General features: G+C 73.8%; 13 protein-coding genes. 7 read left to right on the top strand and 6 right to left on the bottom strand.

Translation table 11 applies throughout. The features are described from left to right. Positions 1–15: 15 nt before the first annotated feature. Positions 16–1,041 (top strand): alcohol dehydrogenase, encoded by a 1,026-nt coding sequence (locus ACWGKQ_RS26390; RefSeq protein ID WP_453294421.1) that lies wholly within the window; start codon positions 16–18, stop codon positions 1,039–1,041. A gap of 134 nt (positions 1,042–1,175) precedes the next feature. Here the strand turns inward: ACWGKQ_RS26390 and ACWGKQ_RS26385 are convergent, their stop codons facing one another. Beyond that, positions 1,176–2,969 carry a SpoIIE family protein phosphatase gene (locus ACWGKQ_RS26385; protein ID WP_453294420.1) on the bottom strand — a complete coding sequence of 598 codons (1,794 nt, stop codon included), beginning with the start codon at positions 2,967–2,969 and terminating at the stop codon, positions 1,176–1,178. Positions 2,970–3,264: 295 nt separating this feature from the next. Between ACWGKQ_RS26385 and ACWGKQ_RS26380 the strand changes: the two genes are divergently transcribed. Further along, a complete protein-coding gene (locus tag ACWGKQ_RS26380) occupies positions 3,265–7,449 on the top strand; it encodes a molybdopterin-dependent oxidoreductase (protein WP_453294419.1) in 4,185 nt (1,394 codons plus the stop codon). Between the two features lie 15 nt (positions 7,450–7,464). Here the strand turns inward: ACWGKQ_RS26380 and ACWGKQ_RS26375 are convergent, their stop codons facing one another. Beyond that, on the bottom strand, positions 7,465–8,505 hold the full coding sequence (locus ACWGKQ_RS26375) for a helix-turn-helix domain-containing protein (RefSeq protein WP_453294418.1): 1,041 nt from the start codon (positions 8,503–8,505) through the stop codon (positions 7,465–7,467). Between the two features lie 170 nt (positions 8,506–8,675). Between ACWGKQ_RS26375 and ACWGKQ_RS26370 the strand changes: the two genes are divergently transcribed. The 3 genes from ACWGKQ_RS26370 (at position 8,676) to ACWGKQ_RS26360 (ending at position 13,357) form a co-directional block, all read left to right on the top strand. Then, the gene (locus tag ACWGKQ_RS26370) at positions 8,676–10,730 is read left to right on the top strand and encodes a molybdopterin cofactor-binding domain-containing protein (protein ID WP_453294449.1); all 2,055 of its coding nucleotides are present in this window, start codon (positions 8,676–8,678) and stop codon (positions 10,728–10,730) included. 30 nt (positions 10,731–10,760) lie between these two features. Continuing rightward, positions 10,761–11,219, top strand: coding sequence for a (2Fe-2S)-binding protein (locus ACWGKQ_RS26365; RefSeq protein ID WP_453294417.1), 459 nt, complete (start codon positions 10,761–10,763; stop codon positions 11,217–11,219). Between the two features lie 197 nt (positions 11,220–11,416). Then, positions 11,417–13,357, top strand: a complete 1,941-nt coding sequence (locus ACWGKQ_RS26360; RefSeq protein WP_453294416.1) for a right-handed parallel beta-helix repeat-containing protein — start codon at positions 11,417–11,419, stop codon at positions 13,355–13,357. 28 nt (positions 13,358–13,385) lie between these two features. On the opposite strand, the gene ACWGKQ_RS26355 is transcribed toward ACWGKQ_RS26360, so the two are convergent. Then, positions 13,386–14,360: an alpha/beta hydrolase gene (locus tag ACWGKQ_RS26355; RefSeq protein ID WP_453294415.1), complete on the bottom strand. Its 975-nt coding sequence runs from the start codon at positions 14,358–14,360 to the stop codon at positions 13,386–13,388. Positions 14,361–14,587: 227 nt separating this feature from the next. Here ACWGKQ_RS26355 and ACWGKQ_RS26350 point away from each other — a divergent pair, with 227 nt between their 5' ends. Beyond that, positions 14,588–15,469 carry an LLM class F420-dependent oxidoreductase gene (locus tag ACWGKQ_RS26350; protein ID WP_453294414.1) on the top strand — a complete coding sequence of 294 codons (882 nt, stop codon included), beginning with the start codon at positions 14,588–14,590 and terminating at the stop codon, positions 15,467–15,469. 63 nt (positions 15,470–15,532) lie between these two features. On the opposite strand, the gene ACWGKQ_RS26345 is transcribed toward ACWGKQ_RS26350, so the two are convergent. Beyond that, positions 15,533–16,090 carry an NAD(P)H-dependent oxidoreductase gene (locus ACWGKQ_RS26345; RefSeq protein WP_089106223.1) on the bottom strand — a complete coding sequence of 186 codons (558 nt, stop codon included), beginning with the start codon at positions 16,088–16,090 and terminating at the stop codon, positions 15,533–15,535. A 102-nt stretch (positions 16,091–16,192) separates the two neighbouring features. On the opposite strand from ACWGKQ_RS26345, the gene ACWGKQ_RS26340 reads away from it, so the two are divergent. Beyond that, positions 16,193–16,873, top strand: a complete 681-nt coding sequence (locus tag ACWGKQ_RS26340) for a TetR/AcrR family transcriptional regulator (RefSeq protein ID WP_453294413.1) — start codon at positions 16,193–16,195, stop codon at positions 16,871–16,873. Here the strand turns inward: ACWGKQ_RS26340 and ACWGKQ_RS26335 are convergent. After that, entirely contained in the window at positions 16,848–18,011 is a 1,164-nt protein-coding gene (locus ACWGKQ_RS26335) for an FAD-dependent oxidoreductase (protein WP_453294412.1), read from the bottom strand. The genes ACWGKQ_RS26340 and ACWGKQ_RS26335 overlap by 26 nt on opposite strands. Before the next feature lie 9 nt (positions 18,012–18,020). Beyond that, positions 18,021–18,692: a TetR/AcrR family transcriptional regulator gene (locus tag ACWGKQ_RS26330; RefSeq protein WP_453294411.1), complete on the bottom strand. Its 672-nt coding sequence runs from the start codon at positions 18,690–18,692 to the stop codon at positions 18,021–18,023. Between the last annotated feature and the right edge of the window lie 153 nt (positions 18,693–18,845).

Below are 18,845 nucleotides of genomic sequence, written 5' to 3'. Positions count from 1 at the left end.
TTCCGGGAGAGACGCATGAGTATCTACCGAGTCGCGCAGGTGCCCGCCCTGGGCGGGCCGTTCGAGATCGTCGAGCGGGAGGTGCCGAGGCCCGGCCCCGGCCATGTGCGGATCGCCGTGGAGGCCTGCGGCATCTGCCACAGCGACACCTTCTTCGTCACCGCCGCACTGCCGGGAATCACGTTCCCGGTGGTGCCGGGGCACGAGATCGCCGGGCGGATCGAGGAGCTCGGCGAGGGCATCGAGGACTGGGGCTGGCAGCTCGGCGACCGGGTCGGGGTCGGCTGGTTCGGCGGCAGCTGCGGCCACTGCAAGCCCTGCCGCCAGGGCGACTTCATCGTCTGCGAGAACATGAAGACGCCCGGCTGGAGATACGACGGCGGCTTCGGCGCGCAGGTGATCGCACCGGTCGACGCCCTGGCCCGGATCCCCGACGGGCTGACCTCGGCCGACGCGGCCCCCATGGGCTGCGCGGGCGTGACCACCTTCAACGGCCTGCGGCACAGCCCGGCCCGGCCCGGCGACCTGGTCGCCGTCGTCGGTCTCGGCGGGCTCGGCCACCTCGGGGTGAAGTACGCGGTGGCCATGGGCTTCGAGACGGTGGCCGTCGCCCGCGGCGCCGAGAAGGCCGACTTCGCCAAGCAGCTCGGCGCCCACCACTACGTCGACTCCACCGCCGCGACCCCGGTCGCGGAGGCCCTCCAGTCGCTCGGCGGCGCCACGGCCGTGCTCGCCACCGCGGGCAACTCCCAGGCGATCTCGGCGGCCATGGACGGGCTGGCCCCCCGGGGCGAGCTGGTGGTGATCGGCATCGACCCCGAGCCGCTCGGGGTCAGCCCGTTCCAGCTGGTCGGGACCGCGCGCGTGGTCCGCGGCCATCCCTCCGGCACCGCGCAGGACGTACAGGACACCATGGAGTTCAGCGCCCTGCACGGGATCCGCCCGACGATCGAGACCGTACCGCTGGAGCAGGCGGACGCGGCGTACCAGAAGATGGTCACCGGGGCCGCTCGCTTCCGGATGGTCCTCACCTACGAATGACCTCACCTACGACCGAACAGACCGCCCGCCGGTCACGGGCATGCCGCGCCCGCCGTCGCGCAGATCGCCGTCGGCGGGCCTTCCCGTTGTCGGGAGTGTGAGGCCTTCCCGTTCTCGGGAGTGTGAGCGTGCGCTCAGCCGCGTACCGCGCGGGCCGCGAGCAGTGCGATGTCGTCCTCGGAGCCGCCGGCGAGGTGCGCGAGGACCGTGTCGAGGATCTTGTCCAGCGGATCGGTGGGACACAGCGACAGTCCCGTCAGCCGTGCCAGGCCGCGGTCGATGTCCTCGCCGCGCCGCTCCACCAGCCCGTCCGTGTAAAGGAGCAGCACCCCGCCGCGTTCCGGGGTGACGCGCTGCTCGTACCGGCCGAGCCCGCTGCCCAGCGGCGGGCCGACCGGCACCGGGACCAGCTGTATGTCGCCCTGCGGGCTGAGCCAGACCGGCGGCAGGTGGCCGGCGCTGGCGTAGGTGAGCGTGGCCACGTCCGAGTCGCCCAGCGCGAGGAAACAGGTGGCCACCCGGTCGAAGCCGGAGTCGGCGACCATGCGGTCCGCGTGCTGGAGGATGCGGCGCGGCGAGAGCCCCGCGAGGGCCAGGGCGCGCAGCGTCGAACGGTAGTGGCTCATCGCCACCGCCGCGTCCACCCCGTGCCCCATCACGTCCCCGATGACCAGCATGGTGCGGCCGTCGGGCAGCGCCAGGACGTCGTACCAGTCGCCGCCGACCAGCGAGCCGTCGTCGGCGGGACGGTAGCGGGCCGTGGTCTCCACCCCGGCGTGCTGCTGGAGCTGGCCCGGCTCGGCCAGCAGGGCCCGTTGCAGCTCCAGGGCCATGGTGTGCTCGCGTTCGAAGCGGACCGCGCGGTCCAGGGCGCGGGCGGCGCGGGCGGCGAGTTCGCGGGCCACGGTGGCGTCCTCGTTGGAGAACGACCCGGAGTCCCCGGCCCGGGCCAGCAGCAGAATGCCGAGCACCCGACCGTCCGCGACCAGGGGGGCGAGGAGCACCGAGTGGACCCGGGCGGTCAGACACGCCCGGGCCGGCGGCCAGCGCGGGATCAGCGACCGCCACTGCGCCGCGGTGATCGCGTTGCGCCGCCAGATCCGGCCCGCCGCCAGGTTCCGCCGGGTCCCGGTGCCGCGCGGCCAGCCGACCAGCTCACCGCGCGCGTCGAGGGCCGCGAGGCCGGTGACCAGCCCGTGCCGGGTGGCGTACGCTGCGAGCCGGGTCGGCGTCCGGCGCGCCGACGCGGTGTCCGGCGGACTGAGCTCGACCCCGGCCGCGTCCGCCAGCTCCGGTACCACGAACTCCGCCAGCTCCCGGCAGGTCCCGGCGACGTCGGTGCCGGTGCCGATCCGGGAGGCGGCCTTGTCCAGCAACGCCAGCCGCCGGTGGGCGCGCTCCAGCTCGTACAGGTACTGCTGCGGCTCACTGATCTCCAGGCCCACCGCGGCGACGCCCACCACCTTGCCCGTGCTGTCGACGAGCCGGTGGTACACGCACCGCCACTCGCGGACCTGGTACGGCGAGTCCGCCCAGGTCCGTCCGGTGACGACGGCCTCGCGCGGCCGTCCGTCGTGGATGACGTCCCGCAGCACCTGGTCGGGCCGCTGGATGTGCGGCAGCACCTCGTGCTGGGTGCGGCCGAGGTAGGCGGCGGCCGGCAGACCCGTCATCCGGGCCATATGGGGATTGACGTAGAGGTAGCGCAGATTGGTGTCCAGGACCGCGAAACCGACGGCCGCGTCCTCGACGATGCCGCGCAGCAGGTCGATGTAGCCGATGTCGACGGGCGGCACGCCCGGTGCCGCCGACGCCGTCGACGCGGTTGCTCTGCCCCGCGCGACCGGTGCCGCCGGTGCGGCCGCGAGCCCCGGTGCGGCCGGCGGAGCCGGTGCTGCCGGTCGTCGTGAGGAGGTGTCCCTGTCCACCCGATCCTCCTCGCCTGCCCCCTCCCTCGGCCGCCCTCATCCTCCACCAGGTCCCGGCGCGACGCATCCCGGGACCGGGGGCCGGGCTCCCGTGCGGGAGCGTCCGGGGAGCGGCCCCGGCGGCCGTGCGGGGCGGCCGCCGGGCCAGGCGTCCTGGCATCCTTAGACCGTCCCGTCCGGTATACCGGACGCCTCCGCTCACACCGCCCGGAGCCGGTCTGTGCGGTGGCCTTAACCCCCGTTGATCAGGAGCGGTGACGCCGACGTAATCAGCCGTACATACCGTCGGGGTCGAATGGAAGAGGCTGACCAGCAGGAACAGGGGGCGCCCGTGGCCGCGCCGGACTCGCGCAGCACCGACACCGGCAGGGTGCGGACCGTGTGCTCGTACTGCGGGGTGGGCTGCGGCATGGTCCTGGACATCGGTATGGGCCCGGACGGCCGCCGTACCGTCCTGAAGGCCTCCGGCGACAAGGAGCACCCCGCGAACTTCGGCAGGCTGTGCACGAAGGGCGCCACCACCGCCGACATGCTCGCCGCGCCGGGCCGTCTGACCACCGCGCTGCTGCGGCCCGAGCGGGGCGAGGAGGCGGTGCCGTCGGCCGTGGCGGCGGCGGTCGCCGAGACCGCGCGGCGGCTGCGCGCGATCGTCGACGAGCACGGCCCGGACGCGGTCGCCCTCTATGTCTCCGGCCAGATGAGCCTGGAGGCCCAGTACCTCGCCAACAAACTCACCAAGGGCTATCTGCGCACCAACAACATCGAGTCGAACTCCCGGCTGTGCATGGCCAGCGCCGGCACCGGCTACAAGCTCTCCCTCGGCGCCGACGGCCCGCCCGGCTCCTACCAGGACCTGGACAAGGCGGACGTCTTCCTGGTCATCGGCGCCAACATGGCCGACTGCCACCCCATCCTCTTCCTGCGCCTGATGGACCGGGTGAAGGCGGGCGCGAAACTGATCGTCGTCGACCCGCGCCGCACCGCCACCGCCGCGAAGGCCGACCTGTTCCTCCAGGTCAAACCCGGCACCGACCTCGTCCTCCTCAACGGCCTGCTCCACCTCCTGTACGAGAACGGGCACACCGACCCCGACTTCATCGCCGCGTACACCGAGGGCTGGGAGGCGATGCCGGAGTTCCTCGCCGACCACCCGCCCGCCGCCGTCGCCGAGATCACCGGGATCCCCGAGGACGACCTGCGCGCGGCCGCCCGGCTGATCGGCGAGGCGGGGGAGTGGACCAGCTGCTGGACCATGGGCCTCAACCAGTCCACGCACGGGACGTGGAACACCAACGCGCTGGTCAACCTGCACCTCGCCACCGGGAAGATCTGCCGTCCGGGCAGCGGCCCGCTCTCCCTCACCGGCCAGCCCAACGCCATGGGCGGCCGGGAGATGGGCTACATGGGGCCGGGGCTGCCCGGCCAGCGGTCGGTCCTCGTCGACGCCGACCGCGCCTTCGTCGAGGAGCGGTGGGGTCTGGAGCCCGGCACGGTCCGCGCCGACGGCGTCGGCAAGGGCACCGTCGAGATGTTCCGGAAGCTGGCCGACGGCGAGATCAAGGCCTGCTGGATCATCTGCACCAACCCGGTCGCCTCCGTCGGCAACCGCAGGACGGTGATCGAGGGCCTGGAGGCCGCCGAGTTCGTCGTCACCCAGGACGTCTTCACCGACACCGAGACCAACGCCTACGCCGACGTCGTGCTGCCGGCCGCCCTGTGGACCGAGACCGAGGGCGTCCTCATCAACAGCGAGCGCAACCTGACCCTCGCCCGCCCCGCCGCCGACCCGCCCGGCGAGGCCACCGCCGACTGGCGGCTGATCGCCGGCGTGGCCCGCGCGATGGGCTTCGAGGACGGCTTCTCCTACGACAGCGCCGAGCAGATCTTCGAGGAGATCAAGGGCTTCCACAACCCGCAGACCGGCTACGACCTGCGCGGCGTGACCTACGACCGGCTGCGCACCGCCCCCGTCCAGTGGCCGGCCGCCACCGCCGACGGCCCCGACCGCAACCCCGTCCGGTACGTCGGCGCCGACGGTTCCCTCACCTTCGCCACCGCCTCCGGCCGCGCCGTCTTCCATGCCCGGCCGCACGTGGACCCCGCCGAGATGCCGGACGACGACTACCCGTTCGTCCTGAACACCGGCCGCCTCCAGCACCAGTGGCACACCCTGACCAAGACCGCGAAGGTCGCCAAGCTGAACAAGCTCAACCCCGGCCCGTTCGTCGAGGTCCACCCCGAGGACGCGGCCGCGCTCGGGCTCGCCGAGGGCGACTCCGTGGAGGTCGCCTCACGGCGCGGCCGGGCGGTGCTGCCGGCGGTCGTCACGGACCGGGTGCTGCCGGGGTCCTGCTTCGCGCCGTTCCACTGGAACGACCTGTTCGGCGAGTACCTCAGCGTCAACGCGGTGACCAGCGACGCGGTCGACCCGCTGTCCTTCCAGCCCGAGTTGAAGGTGTGCGCGGTGTCGCTGACCAAGGTGTCCACGCCGGTGAGCGTGCAGGTGCCGGGGACCGAGCGGACCCCGGCCGCCGCCGTACCCGCTGCCGCCGTCCTACCCGCTTCCGCCGCCGTCGCGCCCACGGCCGTGCTGCCCTCCGCCGCCTCCGTGTTCGGCCTCGACCCGGCTCCGCCGCCGGTCCTCACCGAGCGCGAGCGCCAGTACCTGGTCGGCTTCCTCGCCGGCATACCGGCCGGCGCCCCGGGTGTCCCCGTGCTGCCGCCGGACGCGCCGTTCAGCCCCGAGCACGCCCTGTGGGTCAACGGCACCCTCGCCGGCATGTACTCCCGCTCGGCCGCGGCCCCGGTCACCGCGTCGGCGCCGGTGTCGCCGACCCGTCAGGTGGTGGTCCTGTGGGCCTCGCAGACCGGCAACGCCGAGGACTTCGCCGCCACCACCGCAGAGCGCCTCACCGCGGGCGGCCACGCGGCCTCCCTCGTCGCCATGGACCAGGCCGACCCGGCCACCCTGCCCACGGGCGCCGACCTGCTCCTGATCACCAGCACCTTCGGCGACGGCGACGCCCCCGACAACGGCGCCGGCTTCTGGGACGGGCTCGCCGCCCTCGACGCCGGGCGCCTCGAAGGCCGCCGGTACGCCGTCCTGGCCTTCGGCGACTCCAGCTACGACGACTTCTGCGGACACGGGCGGCGCCTGGACAGCCGCATGGACGAACTCGGCGCGGTCCGGCTCGCCCCGCGCTCCGACTGCGAACCGGACTACGAGACCCAGGCGGAGGCCTGGCTCGACCAGGTCCTCGGCGCCCTCAAGGACGGATCCGCGGCCACCCACGGTCCCGTGGCGGCCTCCGCTCCCGTGCCGGCCTCCGCTTCCGCGGCGGCCTCAGCCCCGTCCCGGCGTCCCGCCCCCGTCACCGCCCGGCTCGTCGGCAACCAGCTGCTCAGCCTGCCCGGCGCCGGCAAGGAGGTCCGCCGCTTCACCTTCGACAGCCGCGACAGCGAGACCCCGCTGGTGTACGAGGCGGGCGACGCGCTCGGAGTCCGGCCGCTCAACTCCCCGGACCTGGTGGCGGAATGGCTGTCCGTCACCGGCCTCGACGCGACAACCGGGGTGCAGGTCAACGGAGTCGGCGAAGTCCCGCTCGCCGAAGCCCTCTCCCGCCACCTGGACATCACCCGCATCACCCCCGACCTGCTCCGCTTCGCCGCCGAACGCACCCGTGACCCGCGCGAGTTGCGGAAGCTGCTGCGCCCCGACAACAAGGACGAGCTGGCCAAGTGGTCCTGGGGCCGGCAGGCCGTCGACGTCGTCGCCGAGTTCGGCATCCGCGCCGCCGCCGACGAATGGGCGGGACTTCTCGGCAAGCTCCAGCCGCGCCTGTACTCCATCTCGTCCAGCCCGCTCACCGACCCCCACCAGGTCTCGCTCACCGTCTCCGTAGTCCGCTACGAGAACCTGCACGGCAGGCCCCGGCAGGGCGTCTGCTCGCCGTTCCTCGCCGACGCCGAACCCGGCACACCGGTCCCGGTGCACGTCCAGCGCTCCCCGCACTTCCGCCCGCCCGCCGATCCGGCGACCCCCATGGTCATGGTCGGCCCCGGTACCGGCGTGGCGCCGTTCGTCGGCTTCCTGGAGGAGCGCCGTGCCCGCGGCCACCGCGCCCCCAACTGGCTGTTCTTCGGCGAACAGCACCGGGCCACCGACTTCTACTACGAGCAGGAGCTCACCGCCCTGCTCGCCGACGGCACCCTGAGCCGTCTCGACACCGCCTTCTCCCGCGACCAGCGGGCCAAGGTCTACGTCCAGGACCGGATGCGCGAACACGGCCCGCTGCTGTGGTCCTGGCTCCAGGGCGGCGCCCACTTCTACGTCTGCGGCGACGCCTCCCGGATGGCCAAGGACGTCGACCGGGCCCTGAAGGACATCGCCACCGTGCACGGCGGACTCACCGAGGACGAGGCGACGGTGTACGTCAAGCAGCTGGCCACGGACCGGCGTTACGGCCGAGACGTCTACTGACGGGCCGGTGAACCTTTACTGACTCTCCATCAGGTGACGCATGGTGAGGGCGAGTTGCAGCCGGAACCGGCCCTGCGGGGTGCGCACCGACCAGCCCAGCAGATGCTCGGCGTGCGTCAACCGGTCCTGGAGCGTGGAGTGGTGGACGTTGATCCCGGCGGCCGCCGCCCGCAGGCTCGCCGTCGACGCGACCGCGTGCAGCGTGCGCAGCATCCAGGGAGCGTCCGCCGCGGCGGCCTGCACGGCCCGGACGTCCGGCGCCGGTTCCGCACCGGGTACGACGAGACCGGCGAGCAGCGCCACCCCGCCCAGCTCGTCGGCGTGCACGACGGACGGGCCGCCCGGCTCCGGCGCGTCGCCGCCCGAGGCGAACCGCAGCGCGGTACGGGCCGCCGCCCAGGACCGGGGGAGATCCGCGACGGCCACGGCGGGACCCACGCCCGCGCGCCCCGCCGGCAGTACCGGTGCCGGTCCGTCGCCCATGATCCGGGGCGGGCCGTCCGGCATGATCCGGGGCGGTCCGTCGGCCACCGCCACCGCGCGGAACCGCGCCGCCGGACCGGCGGTGTCCAGGCCGAGCCGGCGGGCCGCGTGCAGCCGGGCCGGTAGCGGCGCGCCGGCGTCCAGGACCGTCTCGACCAGCGCGGGATCGTCCACCGGCGACCCCGGCGCCCGCCCCCGGGTGCGGTCGAGCACGGATCGTACGGCTGCCGAGGCCCGCTCCAGGATCACCGCGTCGACCACACCGGTACCGTCGGCCCCGGCCCGCTCCAGCCACAGGGCCGGCGGCCCGCCGGGCACCAGCGGTGCGCACGGCCAGCCCGGCCCGGGCGCGCCCATGGCATCCGACCGCCGTCCGTCCGGCTCCACCCGCAGCCGGACCCCGCGCTCCTCGTCGGCCAGCCGCGCCGGACACCCGGCGAGCACGGCCGCCCCGCGCACCAGCGCCTCCAGACCGGCCCGGGTCTCGGCCAGCCGGTCGAAGTAGGCGATGACCGCGACGGCCGCCCCGGCATCCGGGTCCACCGCGGCCAGCCGTCCCGCCAGCTCTTTCATACGGCCATCATGCGCCATCCGGCCGTCCGCCGAGGAGAGCCGTGCACCCGCAGGCAACCGACGCACACGCTCGCCCCTCATAGCTGTCGAGACAGGTACCGACCGACAGGAGCCCTCGCTTGGACCGCACCGAGCCCCTGCGGGCCGCCGGACCGTCCCGCCGGAGATTCGTGGTCTACACGGTGGCCGCGGCCACCCTCACGGTCGCCGCCCCGCTCGGCTGCGACACCCCGCGGGCCGCCGGCGCCACCGCGCCCTCCGACGTGCTGGTCACCGGCACCGACGACGAGATGCTCGTCCTGGAGGTCACCGCCGACAACGAGGTCGTCGTACGGCTGCCCCGGGTCGAGGTCGGCCAGGGCATCACCACCGCCGTCGCCATGATGATCGCCGAGGAGCTGGACGCCCGCCTCGCCGACGTCCGGATCCCGCTCGCCGACGCCCGCGGCAAGGGCAACCAGTACACCGGGGGCTCCAGTTCGGTCAGTTCGCTGTACGGCCCGGCCCGGCAGCTGGCCGCCACCGCACGCGCCCGGCTGGTGACCGCGGCCGCCCGCCGCTGGCGGCTCCCCGCGCACAGCCTGCGCACCCGGAACACCCGGGTCGTGGCCCCCGACGGCCGGACGGCCACCTTCGGCTCCCTCACCGCGAGCGCCGCCCGGATCCGCACCCCGGACGTGTCGAGCAAGCCCAAGCCGGCCTCCCGGCACCGGGTGATCGGGAAGCCGACGACCAGGATCGACGCCCGGGACATCGTCACCGGCGCCGCGAAGTACGCCGGTGACCTGGCGGTGGCGGGCGCGAAGCCGACCGTGGTGGCCCGGCCGCCGACCCTGCGCGGCAGGCTGGTCTCCCTGGACGACACGGCGGCCCGCGCCCTGCCCGGCGTCCGGGCGATCGTGCGGATCCCGGGCGGGGTAGCCGTCGTGGCGGACACCTTCCACCACGCCTTCCAGGCCCGGGACGCGCTCAGGACCACCTGGGCCGACGGGCCGCTGGTGCCCCTGTCCGACAAGGAGATCCGCTCCCGGCTGCGGGCCGCGGTGCCCCGGCTCGGCACTCCGCCGCGCGGATCGACCCAGATCGAGGGCGAGTTCGCGTTCGCCTTCGTCAGCCACGCCCCGATGGAGGTGCTCACGGCCGTCGCCGACGTCCGCGCCGACCGGGCCGAGCTGTGGTTCGCCACCCAGACCCCGATGGACGCCCGCGAGACCGTCGCCGACCTGCTGAGGCTCCCGAAGACCGCGGTACGGGTCCATGTGCTGCGCGGGGGCGGCTCGTTCGGCCGGCGCCTCAACTTCGACCAGGCGATCGAGGCGGTGCTCGTCTCCAGGGCGGCCCACCGGCCCGTGAAGCTGATGTGGAGCCGCAACGACGACATCCGGCACGGCAGGATGCGCCCCGCCGACCACCACCGGATCCGGGCCAGTGTCGCCGGGGGCCGGGTGGTGGCCTTCCAGCACCTGTCGGCCTCGGTGTCGGAGTCCTCCGACGGGCAGGGCCCGACCGTGCAGTCCGGTGCGGTACGGCCGCTGCCCAGCGACAGCGGGCTGTACAACTTCGGCCGGGTGGGCGGCGGTTCGGGCGGCATCGAGCTGCCGGTACCGCTCGGCGCCTGGCGCTCGGTGGACTCCGGGACCTCGCGCACGGCGGAGGAGATCGTCGTCGACGACATCGCCCGCGCACTGGGCCGGGACCCGGTCGCCTTCCGCCGCAGCACCCTGCGCGGCGCAACGGTGCGGGCCGTCCTCGCCAAGGCGGCCGCCGCCGGCCACTGGGGCCGCGCCATGCCCACGGGCACCGCCCAGGGCGTCGCCGTCCACGAGGAGTACGGGTCCGCCGTCGCCTGCCTCGCCGAGATCGACGCCACCGACCCGAAGAACCCCCGGGTCACCAAGGTGGTGATGGCCGCCGACGTCGGTACGGCCGTCAATCCGCGCGGCCTTGAGGCCCAGCTCATGGGCACCGCCGTCGACGGCATCTCCACCGTGCTGCGCGCCGGACTGCACATCGACCGGGGCGCGGTCCGCGAGGGCAGCTTCGCCGACTTCCACTACGCCCGCCAGCGGCACGCCCCACTGGAGTTCGAGGCGCACATCCTCCCTTCGCGCCGGGAACCCGGCGGCGCCGGCGAACTGGGCGTCCCCGCGGCGGCGGGCGCGATCGCCAACGCCTACGCCCGCGCCACCGGCAGGAAGCCCCGTACCTTCCCGCTCGACTTCTGACCCACCGCCCCCAACTCCCGGAAGACACCGATGCGTTCGTACTCCTTCGTCCTCAACGGCAAACCGGTGACGGTCGAGGCCCCCGCCGACATGCCCCTGCTCTGGGTGCTGCGCGACCTGCTCGGCGTCACCGGCCCCAAGTACGGCTGCGGGGTGGGCGTCTGCCGTGCCTGCACCAGCCACCTCGACGGCGCGGAGATCCAGCCGTGCACGGTCCCGGTCGCCGACTGCGCGGACCGCACGGTCACCACCATCGAGGGCCTGGCCGACGGCGACACCCTGCACCCCGTCCAACAGGCCTGGCTGGACTGCGACGTGGCCCAGTGCGGCTTCTGCCAGCCGGGCCAGATCATGGCGGCCGCCGCCCTGCTGAAACGCACCCCGCACCCGACGGACGCCGACATCGACGCCATCGAGAACGTCTGCCGCTGCGGCACCTACTCCAGGATCAGGGAGGCGATCAAGAAGGCGGCGGCGAACGGGGGTTGAGTCCCGGCCCCGCTTCTCCTCCCGGCGCGCGAACGGCGACCGAAGACGCCCGGACACAGACGATGGACGCCCGGACACAGACGATCGACGCGCGGGCATGGACGATCGACGCGCGGGCGCAGACCTTCGGCCGATGTCCGCGCGGCCGCTCCCGCCCGACGATGGGGCCATCCCATCCGACGAGCGGGAGGCAACACGTGAGGACAGCACGGGGGAGTGCGGCCGCCGCCCTGGCCGTGGCGGCCGTACTGGCATCGACGGCCGGCGCACCGGCCCCGCACCACCCACCCACCACCCGGCTCTACGTGGCCCCCTGGGGCGACGACCACTGGCCCGGCACCCTCGACCGCCCCTTCGCCACCCCGGCCCGCGCCCAGCAGGCGATACGGGCCCTCGCCCCGCACATGACCTCGGACATCACGGTCGACCTGCGCGGCGGCACCTACCGCCTCACCTCCCCCCTCCGCCTGACCCCGGCCGACTCAGGCCGGCACGGCCACCGGGTGGTCTACCAGGCGTACGGCTACGGCACCGGGCACCAGGAGCCGGTCACCCTCAGCGGTGGCCGACCGGTCACCGGCTGGCGCCCCGACCCCGGCCGCCCCGGCATCTGGCGGGCCGACGTGGGTGCCTTGCAGACCCGCCAGCTCTACGTCGACGGCCGCCGGGCGCCACGCGCCTCCCTCGGCGCACCCCTGCCCGGAAAACCGAAGGTGACCGCCACCGGCTACACGACGACCAGCAGGACGCCGCTCTCCTGGCACCGCCCCGCCGACCTCGAAGTCGTCTACCGCTACGACTACGTGGAGGGCCGCTGCGGGGTGAAGGCGGTCTCCGCACCCGCCCCCGGCCGGACCGCGATCACCATGGACCAGCCCTGCTGGCGGATGGCCCGGGCCCTCTACGGCGCGGCCGCCCTCGCCCGGACCCACGACGTCGAGAACGCCCCCGACTTCGTCACCCGGGCGGGAACCTGGTACCTCGACCGCACCCACCCCGCCCACCACACTCTCCTCTACCGCCCCCGCCCGGGCGAGGACATGACCCGCACCGAGGTCATCGTCCCCACCCTCCAGACCCTGCTGAGCGGCACCGGAACCTCCGCCGCCCGCCCCCTCCACGACCTCACCCTGCGCGGCCTGACCTTCGCGCACGCCACCTGGCTGGCGCCGGACGAGCCGGCCGGCTTCGCCGCCGCCTGGAGCATGTACATGCGCCCCGGCAAGGGCGGCGACATCACCCCCCTCACGGTCCCCGGAAACGTGACCTTCCGGCACGCCGACCGCATCACCCTCACCGGCAACCGCTTCGTCCACCTCGGCGCCCAGGGCCTCACCCTCACCGCGGACACCTCGCACAACACGGTCACCGGCAATGTCTTCACGGACATCTCCGACGGCGGTATCGCGCTGGGCGTCCTGCCACCGGCCACCCGGGGCACCAACACGGGCAACCGCGTCACGGACAACTGGCTTCACCACATCGGAGCCGAGTACCGGGCGGCCTCCGCCGTCTGGAACAGCGCCACCCAGGACACCCTCATCGCCCACAACCAGGTCGACCACGTCCCCTACACCGGCATCCTCTCCGGCCCCAGCGAGGACCTGCGCGGCCTGACCCGCCGCAACCGCATCCTCGGCAACCGGGTCTTCGCCACGAACCGCCTGCTGGCCGACGGCGGCGGCATCTACCTGCGCGGCGAACAGGGCCCCTCCTACTCCGACGGCGCCCTGGTCGCCCGCAACGCCGTCACGGACAGCCCGGGTGCCGTCTGGAACGTCGGCATCTACACCGACGACTCCAGCAACCGCATCACCGTCCGCGACAACGTCGTCCACGACTACGTCGCGTCCATCGGCGGCTGCAGCGAGAACTGGGGCAACCGCCCCGTCCGCAACATCCGCTACACCGGCAACTACTGGGACGACAAGGTCCCCACCTGGCTCCGCCGCCGCCCCTACCCGGGAGCCTGGCCCCCCGCCCCCGACTGCGGCGACCCCCGGCACCTCCACTTCACGGCCAACACCCTCCTGACCCCGAACACCCCCTGCACCGCCCACCCGGCCTGCACCGCCATCACAGCCGACGCAGGCCCGAGGCGGCCGTACCGCAGGGAACTGGGCCTGGGCCTGCGCTGACCCTGACCGTAGGCCCCGCCGGTGCCGCTCAGCGCGCCAGCAGCCGCCGCAGCCAGTCCACGTGGGCCGCTCGTGCCGACTGGGACAGAGCGGCCTGCGGGGCGAAGCCGTCGAAGCCGTGGAAGCCGCCGGGCCAGACGTGGAGTTCGGCGATGCCGCCGGACTGCCAGAGACGGGAGGCGTAGGCGACGGTCTCGTCGCGGAAGGTCTCGGCGGAGCCGACGTCGAGGAAGGCCGGGGGCAGGTTCGTGAGGTCGGTGGCGCGGGCCGGGGCCGCGTAGGGGGAGACGTCGGGGCCGCCCCGGCGCTCGCCCAGCAGGGCGGTCCAGCCGGTCTCGTTGGAGGTGCGGTCCCAGACGCCGAGGCCCTTCATCTGGTGGCCGGACGGGGTGTCGTTGCGGTCGTCGAGCATCGGGCACATGAGCATCTGGCCGATCACGGACGGGCCCTGACGGGCCCTCAGAAGAAGGGCCAGGGCCGCGGTGAGGCCGCCGCCCGCGCTGGCGCCGGCGATCACGATCCGCTCCGGGTCGCCGCCGATCTCCTTCGCGTGCTCCGCCGTCCACAGCAGCCCGGCGTACACGTCCTCCACCGGCGCGGGATGCGGATGCTCGGGGGCCAGCCGGTACTCCACCGACACCACCACCGCGCCCAGTTCCTTCGCCCAGGCCAGCGGGACGTCCAGGCCCACCCGGTTGTTGCCGAGCACCATGCCGCCGCCGTGCACGTGGTAGATCACCGGGAGCGGACCGGGGGCCGGAGCGGTGACCGGGCGGCAGACCAGGAGGGAGACCTCGGGGGCGTCCGCCGGGCCGGGCACCGTGTGCTCCGCCACCTCGAACGCCCCGTCCATGGTGAGGTCCAGGTCGGCGAGCAGCTGGATCCCCACGCCCTCCCGGATCGCGGCGATGTCCGCCGCCGTGAACGACGGCGAGATCACGTCCTTGATCAGCTCCAGGGCGGCGGAGAGTTCGGGGTCGAACGGGGGCGGTACGGAGGTCATGGCGGCTCCTCGCGGTGGTGCGCTGCGGCTCGTAGGCCAATGATCCGCGCGGTCGTGCGCTCCCCGGGGGCCGCCGGACGGCGGAAGCTCCCCGCCATCCGGCGGGTACGTGTCCGCAGACGTCTCCGGACACGCCCGGCATCCGGCGCCGGGGCTTGACTTCGAGCACGCTCGAAGACCTAGCGTCGGGAAGGCAGACGACGATCAGGGCGGAACGGAGAACGGCCATGCGCGTGGGCGTGCACATCAACCGGTTCAACCACTCCGGCGGCGGCCCCGCCCTCGGCGCCGAACTCGCCGCCGCCGGTGCCGCGGCCGAGGCGGCGGGCGTCAGCTGGGTCTCGGTGATGGACCACTACTTCCAGATGGAGTTCAACGGCGGCGCCGAGGACGCCATGCTGGAGGCCTACACCACCCTCGGCTACCTCGCCGGCCGCACCTCCACCGTGCGGCTCGGCGCCCTGGTGACCGGAGTGACGTACCGGCACCCCGGACTCCTCGCCAAGATCGCCACCACCCTCGACGTGGTGTCCGGCGGCCGGGCCACGCTGGGTATCGGCGCCGCCTGGTACGACCGTGAGCACCACGGGCTCGGCGTGCCCTACCCGCCGCTCGCGGAGCGCTTCGAGCGGCTGGAGGAGACGCTGCGGATCTGCCTGCAGATGTGGGACCCGGAGAACAACGGCCCCTTCGAGGGCGAGTACTACCAGCTCGCCGAGACGCTCTGCGTGCCGGCGCCGGTGAGCACCCCGCACCCCGAGATCATGATCGGCGGCCAGGGCGAGAAGAAGACCCTGCGCCTGGTGGCCCAGTACGCCGACGCCTGCAACCTCATCCCGTCCTCCCCGGAGGAGCTGCGGCACAAGCTCGACGTGCTGCGCGGCCACTGCGACACCGTCGGGCGGGACTACGACGCCATCCGCAAGACCATCGCGTACGGCGCCGAGCCGGCCACCGCGGGCGACCTCGACGCCTTCACCCGGGACATCCAGGGCTACGCCAAGCTCGGCCTCGACACCGTCATCCTGTCCCCGCGCCTGGGCGAGACCTCGGGATGGATGGAGAGCTTCGCCGTCCCGGCCGTCGAGCGGCTCGCCGGGATGGAGTGACCGGGAGCGGGACTGAAGGACGCGAAAGGGGCCGGCGAGTGCCGGCCCCTTTCAGGTGGTGCCTCAGGCGGCCACGCCCACGTTGCCGTGCAGGCGGGCGACGACCTCGGTCAGCTGGGCGGCGACCTCGGTGTCGTCGGCCGGGTGGGTCTCGGCGAAGCGGACCACGGAGCCGGGGATGGACAGCTTGATGTCCTCGATCACCTTGCCGCCGGCGATGCCCACGGCCTTGCGGGCCTCGTCCTGCGCCCACACGCCGCCGTACTGGCCGTACGCGGTGCCGATGACGGCGACCGGCTTGCCGCCGAAGGTGCTGGCGCCGTACGGGCGGGACAGCCAGTCGATGGCGTTCTTCAGGACGGCCGGGATGGTGCCGTTGTACTCGGGGGAGAAGAGCAGGAACGCGTCGGCGGCCTGGGCGGCCTCGCGCAGCTTCGCGGCGGCGGCCGGGAGGCTGTCCGCGACGTCGATGTCCTCGTTGTAGAACGGGATGTCGGCCAGGCCCTCGAAGACCTCGACCTCGGCACCCTCGGGGGCGAGCTTGACGGCCGCCTCGGCGAGCTGGCGGTTGTGCGAACCGGCGCGGAGGCTGCCGACGAGAGCAAGGATGCGGACAGACATGAGGAACTCCAGAGGGGGCTGAAACACTGCCGTTACGAATCCGGACCGAGGTCCGCTTAATTTCTAGCATCATAAACGGACCTCGGTCCAGTTCTGTTCCCGATGCTTTACGCTGTCTTCATGTCCAGCGTCCTGCCGCCCCTTCCGCAGCCCCAGGAGCCCTTCGACACCCCGCAGTTGCTCGAGGTCGGTCCGGCTCCCGAGGAGCCGTGCCTGCGCGCCGACGCGGCCCGCAACCGCGCCCGGCTGCTGGAGGCCGCCGCCCGGCTGATCGCCGAGCACGGGGTGGCCGGCGTGACCATGGAGGCGGTGGCGGCGGCTGCCGAGGTGGGCAAGGGCACGGTCTTCCGCCGCTTCGGCGACCGCACCGGACTGCTGATGGCGCTGCTCGACCACTCCTCGCGGCAGCTCCAGGCGGACTTCCTGGGCGGCCCGCCGCCCCTCGGCCCCGGCGCCCCGCCGGTCGACCGGCTCCGGGCGTTCGGCGTCGCGGTGCTCTACCGCTCGGCCGACCAGCTGGACCTCCAGCTGGCCGCCCAGCCCGAGCCCACCCGGCGCTACGCCAATCCGCCGATCCAGGCGCTGCGCACGCACATCACGATGCTGCTGCGGCAGGCCCAGCCGGACGCCGACTGCGAACTGCTCGCCCAGACGCTGCTCGCCTACCTCGACCCCGCCCAGATCCACCATCTGACCAGGCAGTGCGGGATGCCGATGGAGCGTCTGGAGGCCGGCTGGATCGACCTGGTCGACCGCGTCACGCGGACGGAGCCGACCCGCTGACCTCCGGCCGGCCGGCGAACATCTCGACCAGGCCCTGCGGCGCGTCGGCGTGGAACAACAGCGCGCTGCCCGCCGCGGACTCCGCCGCGGCCGCCTCGGCCCGCGGGAACATCCGCGCCTCGTAGGCGGCCAGAGCGGTCTCCGTGGCGCCCGGGTGCGCGACGAGGGCCAGGCCCAGGTCGGCGGCGTCGATCAGGGCCAGGTTGGCGCCCTCGCCGGCGAACGGCGACATCAGATGGGCCGCGTCACCGAGCAGCGTGACCCCGGGCGTCCGGTCCCAGTGGTGGCCGACCGGAAGAGCGTGGATCCGCCGGGGCACCAGCGTGCCCTCCGCGTCCGCGACCAGCGCCCGCAGGCTCTTGTCCCAGCCGTCGAAGGACCGGAGGACAGCCCGCTTGGCCGCCTCGGTGCCGGTGAAGTCGATCCCGTCCAGCCACTCCTCGGACGCCTCCACGGCCGTGTACACATGCAGGCTGCCGTCGCTCTCGCGGTGGGCCATGAAGCCCCGACCCGCGCCGAGCGCGAACAGCATCCCGCCGCCGACGACCTCGGCGCTCACCGGATGCCGTACGTCCGCGTCCGGCAGGTCGGCCTCCACGAACGAGATCCCGGTGTACGCGGGCCGCGCGTCCGAGACCAGCGGGCGCACCCGGGACCAGGCGCCGTCCGCGCCGACCAGCAGATCGGTGGTGAAGGAGCCGCCGTCCTCCAGGAGCACCTCGTGCCGGCCGTCGCCGAGCGGACGGGCGCCGGCGACCCTCGCGTTCCAGCGGATCACGCCCTCGGGCAGTGAGCCGAGCAGCAGCCGGCGCAGCTCGCCCCGGTCGATCTCCGGACGCCCGCCGGTGCCCTCGTCGGCCGCCGCGAAGCGGACCCGGGCGTCCTTGTCCAGCACCCGCACCGCCTGGCCGCCGACGTGGACGCGCGCCAGGAACTCCTCGTGCAACCCGGCCGCGCGCAAAGCCACCTGGCCCGAATCGTCGTGGATGTCGAGCATGCCGCCCTGGGTGCGGGCGGCGGGGGAGGCGTCCAGGTCGAAGAGGGCGGCCCGAACGCCGTGCACATGGAGCACCCGGGCGAGGGTGAGCCCGCCGAGACCGGCGCCGATGATCGCTATGGGGTGGTGGGGAACTGACATGGTGGTCTCCTAGTCGTGGGGTCCGGGTACGGCGGTGCGCTCGATGCCGTTGATCAGGGCCTGGAACGCCCAGGACGCACGGGCCCCGGGCGGCCCCGACAGGAGCAGCCCGGACGCGGCGGCGATGTGCGGGTGGGTCCGCTCCGACACCTCGCCGAGCGCCCGGCCGAGCGCGTCCCAGTCCCCCTGGGACTCCCCGCCCGCGTGTTCGGCGGCGGTCGCGGTGGCGCGCTGGAGCAGCAGGTCGACGCCCCAGGCGGCCCGCTCGCGCGGCACCCCACCCTCGTCGAGCAGGCCCAGCAGGGTCTCGATCAGGTTCAGGTAGTGCGGGCCGCTCGGCCAGGAGGTCAGTGCGGAGCGGGCCAGGCTCGGATGCTCCAGGAGCATCGTGGTGTAGGCGACGAGCACCTGCTCCAGTCGCTCCCGCCAGTCGCCCCGCGCCGGGGCCGGGCCCAGGGTGCCGAGCAGTTCGTCCAGGACCGCCGCGTGCAGCTCGGCGGTGTTGCGGACGTAGACGTACAGCGAGGCCGGGCCGGTGTCGAGCTCCTGGGCCAGGCGCCGCATGGTGACCTTCTGGAGGCCCTCGGTGCGGAGGATCTCCACGGCGGTGGCGACGATGCCCTCCCTGGTCAGGGCGGGTTTGGCGGGACGCTCTCGGCGGGAGCGCGGAGTTGGTGGCATGCGTCGACCATAACGAACATGTTCGCGGAGAACAAGTTCGTGACGAACATGTTCGTAGATTTTCGCGGCGAGCCCGTGAACCAGGTGACCGGGGCCCAACTCGTCGAACCCTCAACCACCTTGCCCCGCCGGTCCCGCCTCCCTGTGCTTCTG

It is taken from the genome of Streptomyces sp. NPDC054770 (genome assembly GCF_053611985.1).
The sequence above is the reverse complement of the archived record's forward strand: the minus strand, read 5'-3'. Positions and strand labels throughout refer to the sequence as shown.

Bases quoted from the DNA above. Each gene is read 5' to 3' on its own strand.
- ACWGKQ_RS26375 (WP_453294418.1), bottom strand. From the start codon at position 8,505: ATGAAAGAGCTGGCGGGACGGCTGGCCGCGGTGGACCCGGATGCCGGG.
- ACWGKQ_RS26330 (WP_453294411.1), bottom strand. From the start codon at position 18,692: ATGCCACCAACTCCGCGCTCCCGCCGAGAGCGTCCCGCCAAACCCGCC.
- ACWGKQ_RS26340 (WP_453294413.1), top strand. From the start codon at position 16,193: ATGCTTTACGCTGTCTTCATGTCCAGCGTCCTGCCGCCCCTTCCGCAG.
- ACWGKQ_RS26335 (WP_453294412.1), bottom strand. From the start codon at position 18,011: ATGTCAGTTCCCCACCACCCCATAGCGATCATCGGCGCCGGTCTCGGC.
- ACWGKQ_RS26365 (WP_453294417.1), top strand. From the start codon at position 10,761: ATGCGTTCGTACTCCTTCGTCCTCAACGGCAAACCGGTGACGGTCGAG.
- ACWGKQ_RS26350 (WP_453294414.1), top strand. From the start codon at position 14,588: ATGCGCGTGGGCGTGCACATCAACCGGTTCAACCACTCCGGCGGCGGC.
- ACWGKQ_RS26380 (WP_453294419.1), top strand. From the start codon at position 3,265: ATGGAAGAGGCTGACCAGCAGGAACAGGGGGCGCCCGTGGCCGCGCCG.
- ACWGKQ_RS26355 (WP_453294415.1), bottom strand. From the start codon at position 14,360: ATGACCTCCGTACCGCCCCCGTTCGACCCCGAACTCTCCGCCGCCCTG.
- ACWGKQ_RS26390 (WP_453294421.1), top strand. From the start codon at position 16: ATGAGTATCTACCGAGTCGCGCAGGTGCCCGCCCTGGGCGGGCCGTTC.
- ACWGKQ_RS26345 (WP_089106223.1), bottom strand. From the start codon at position 16,090: ATGTCTGTCCGCATCCTTGCTCTCGTCGGCAGCCTCCGCGCCGGTTCG.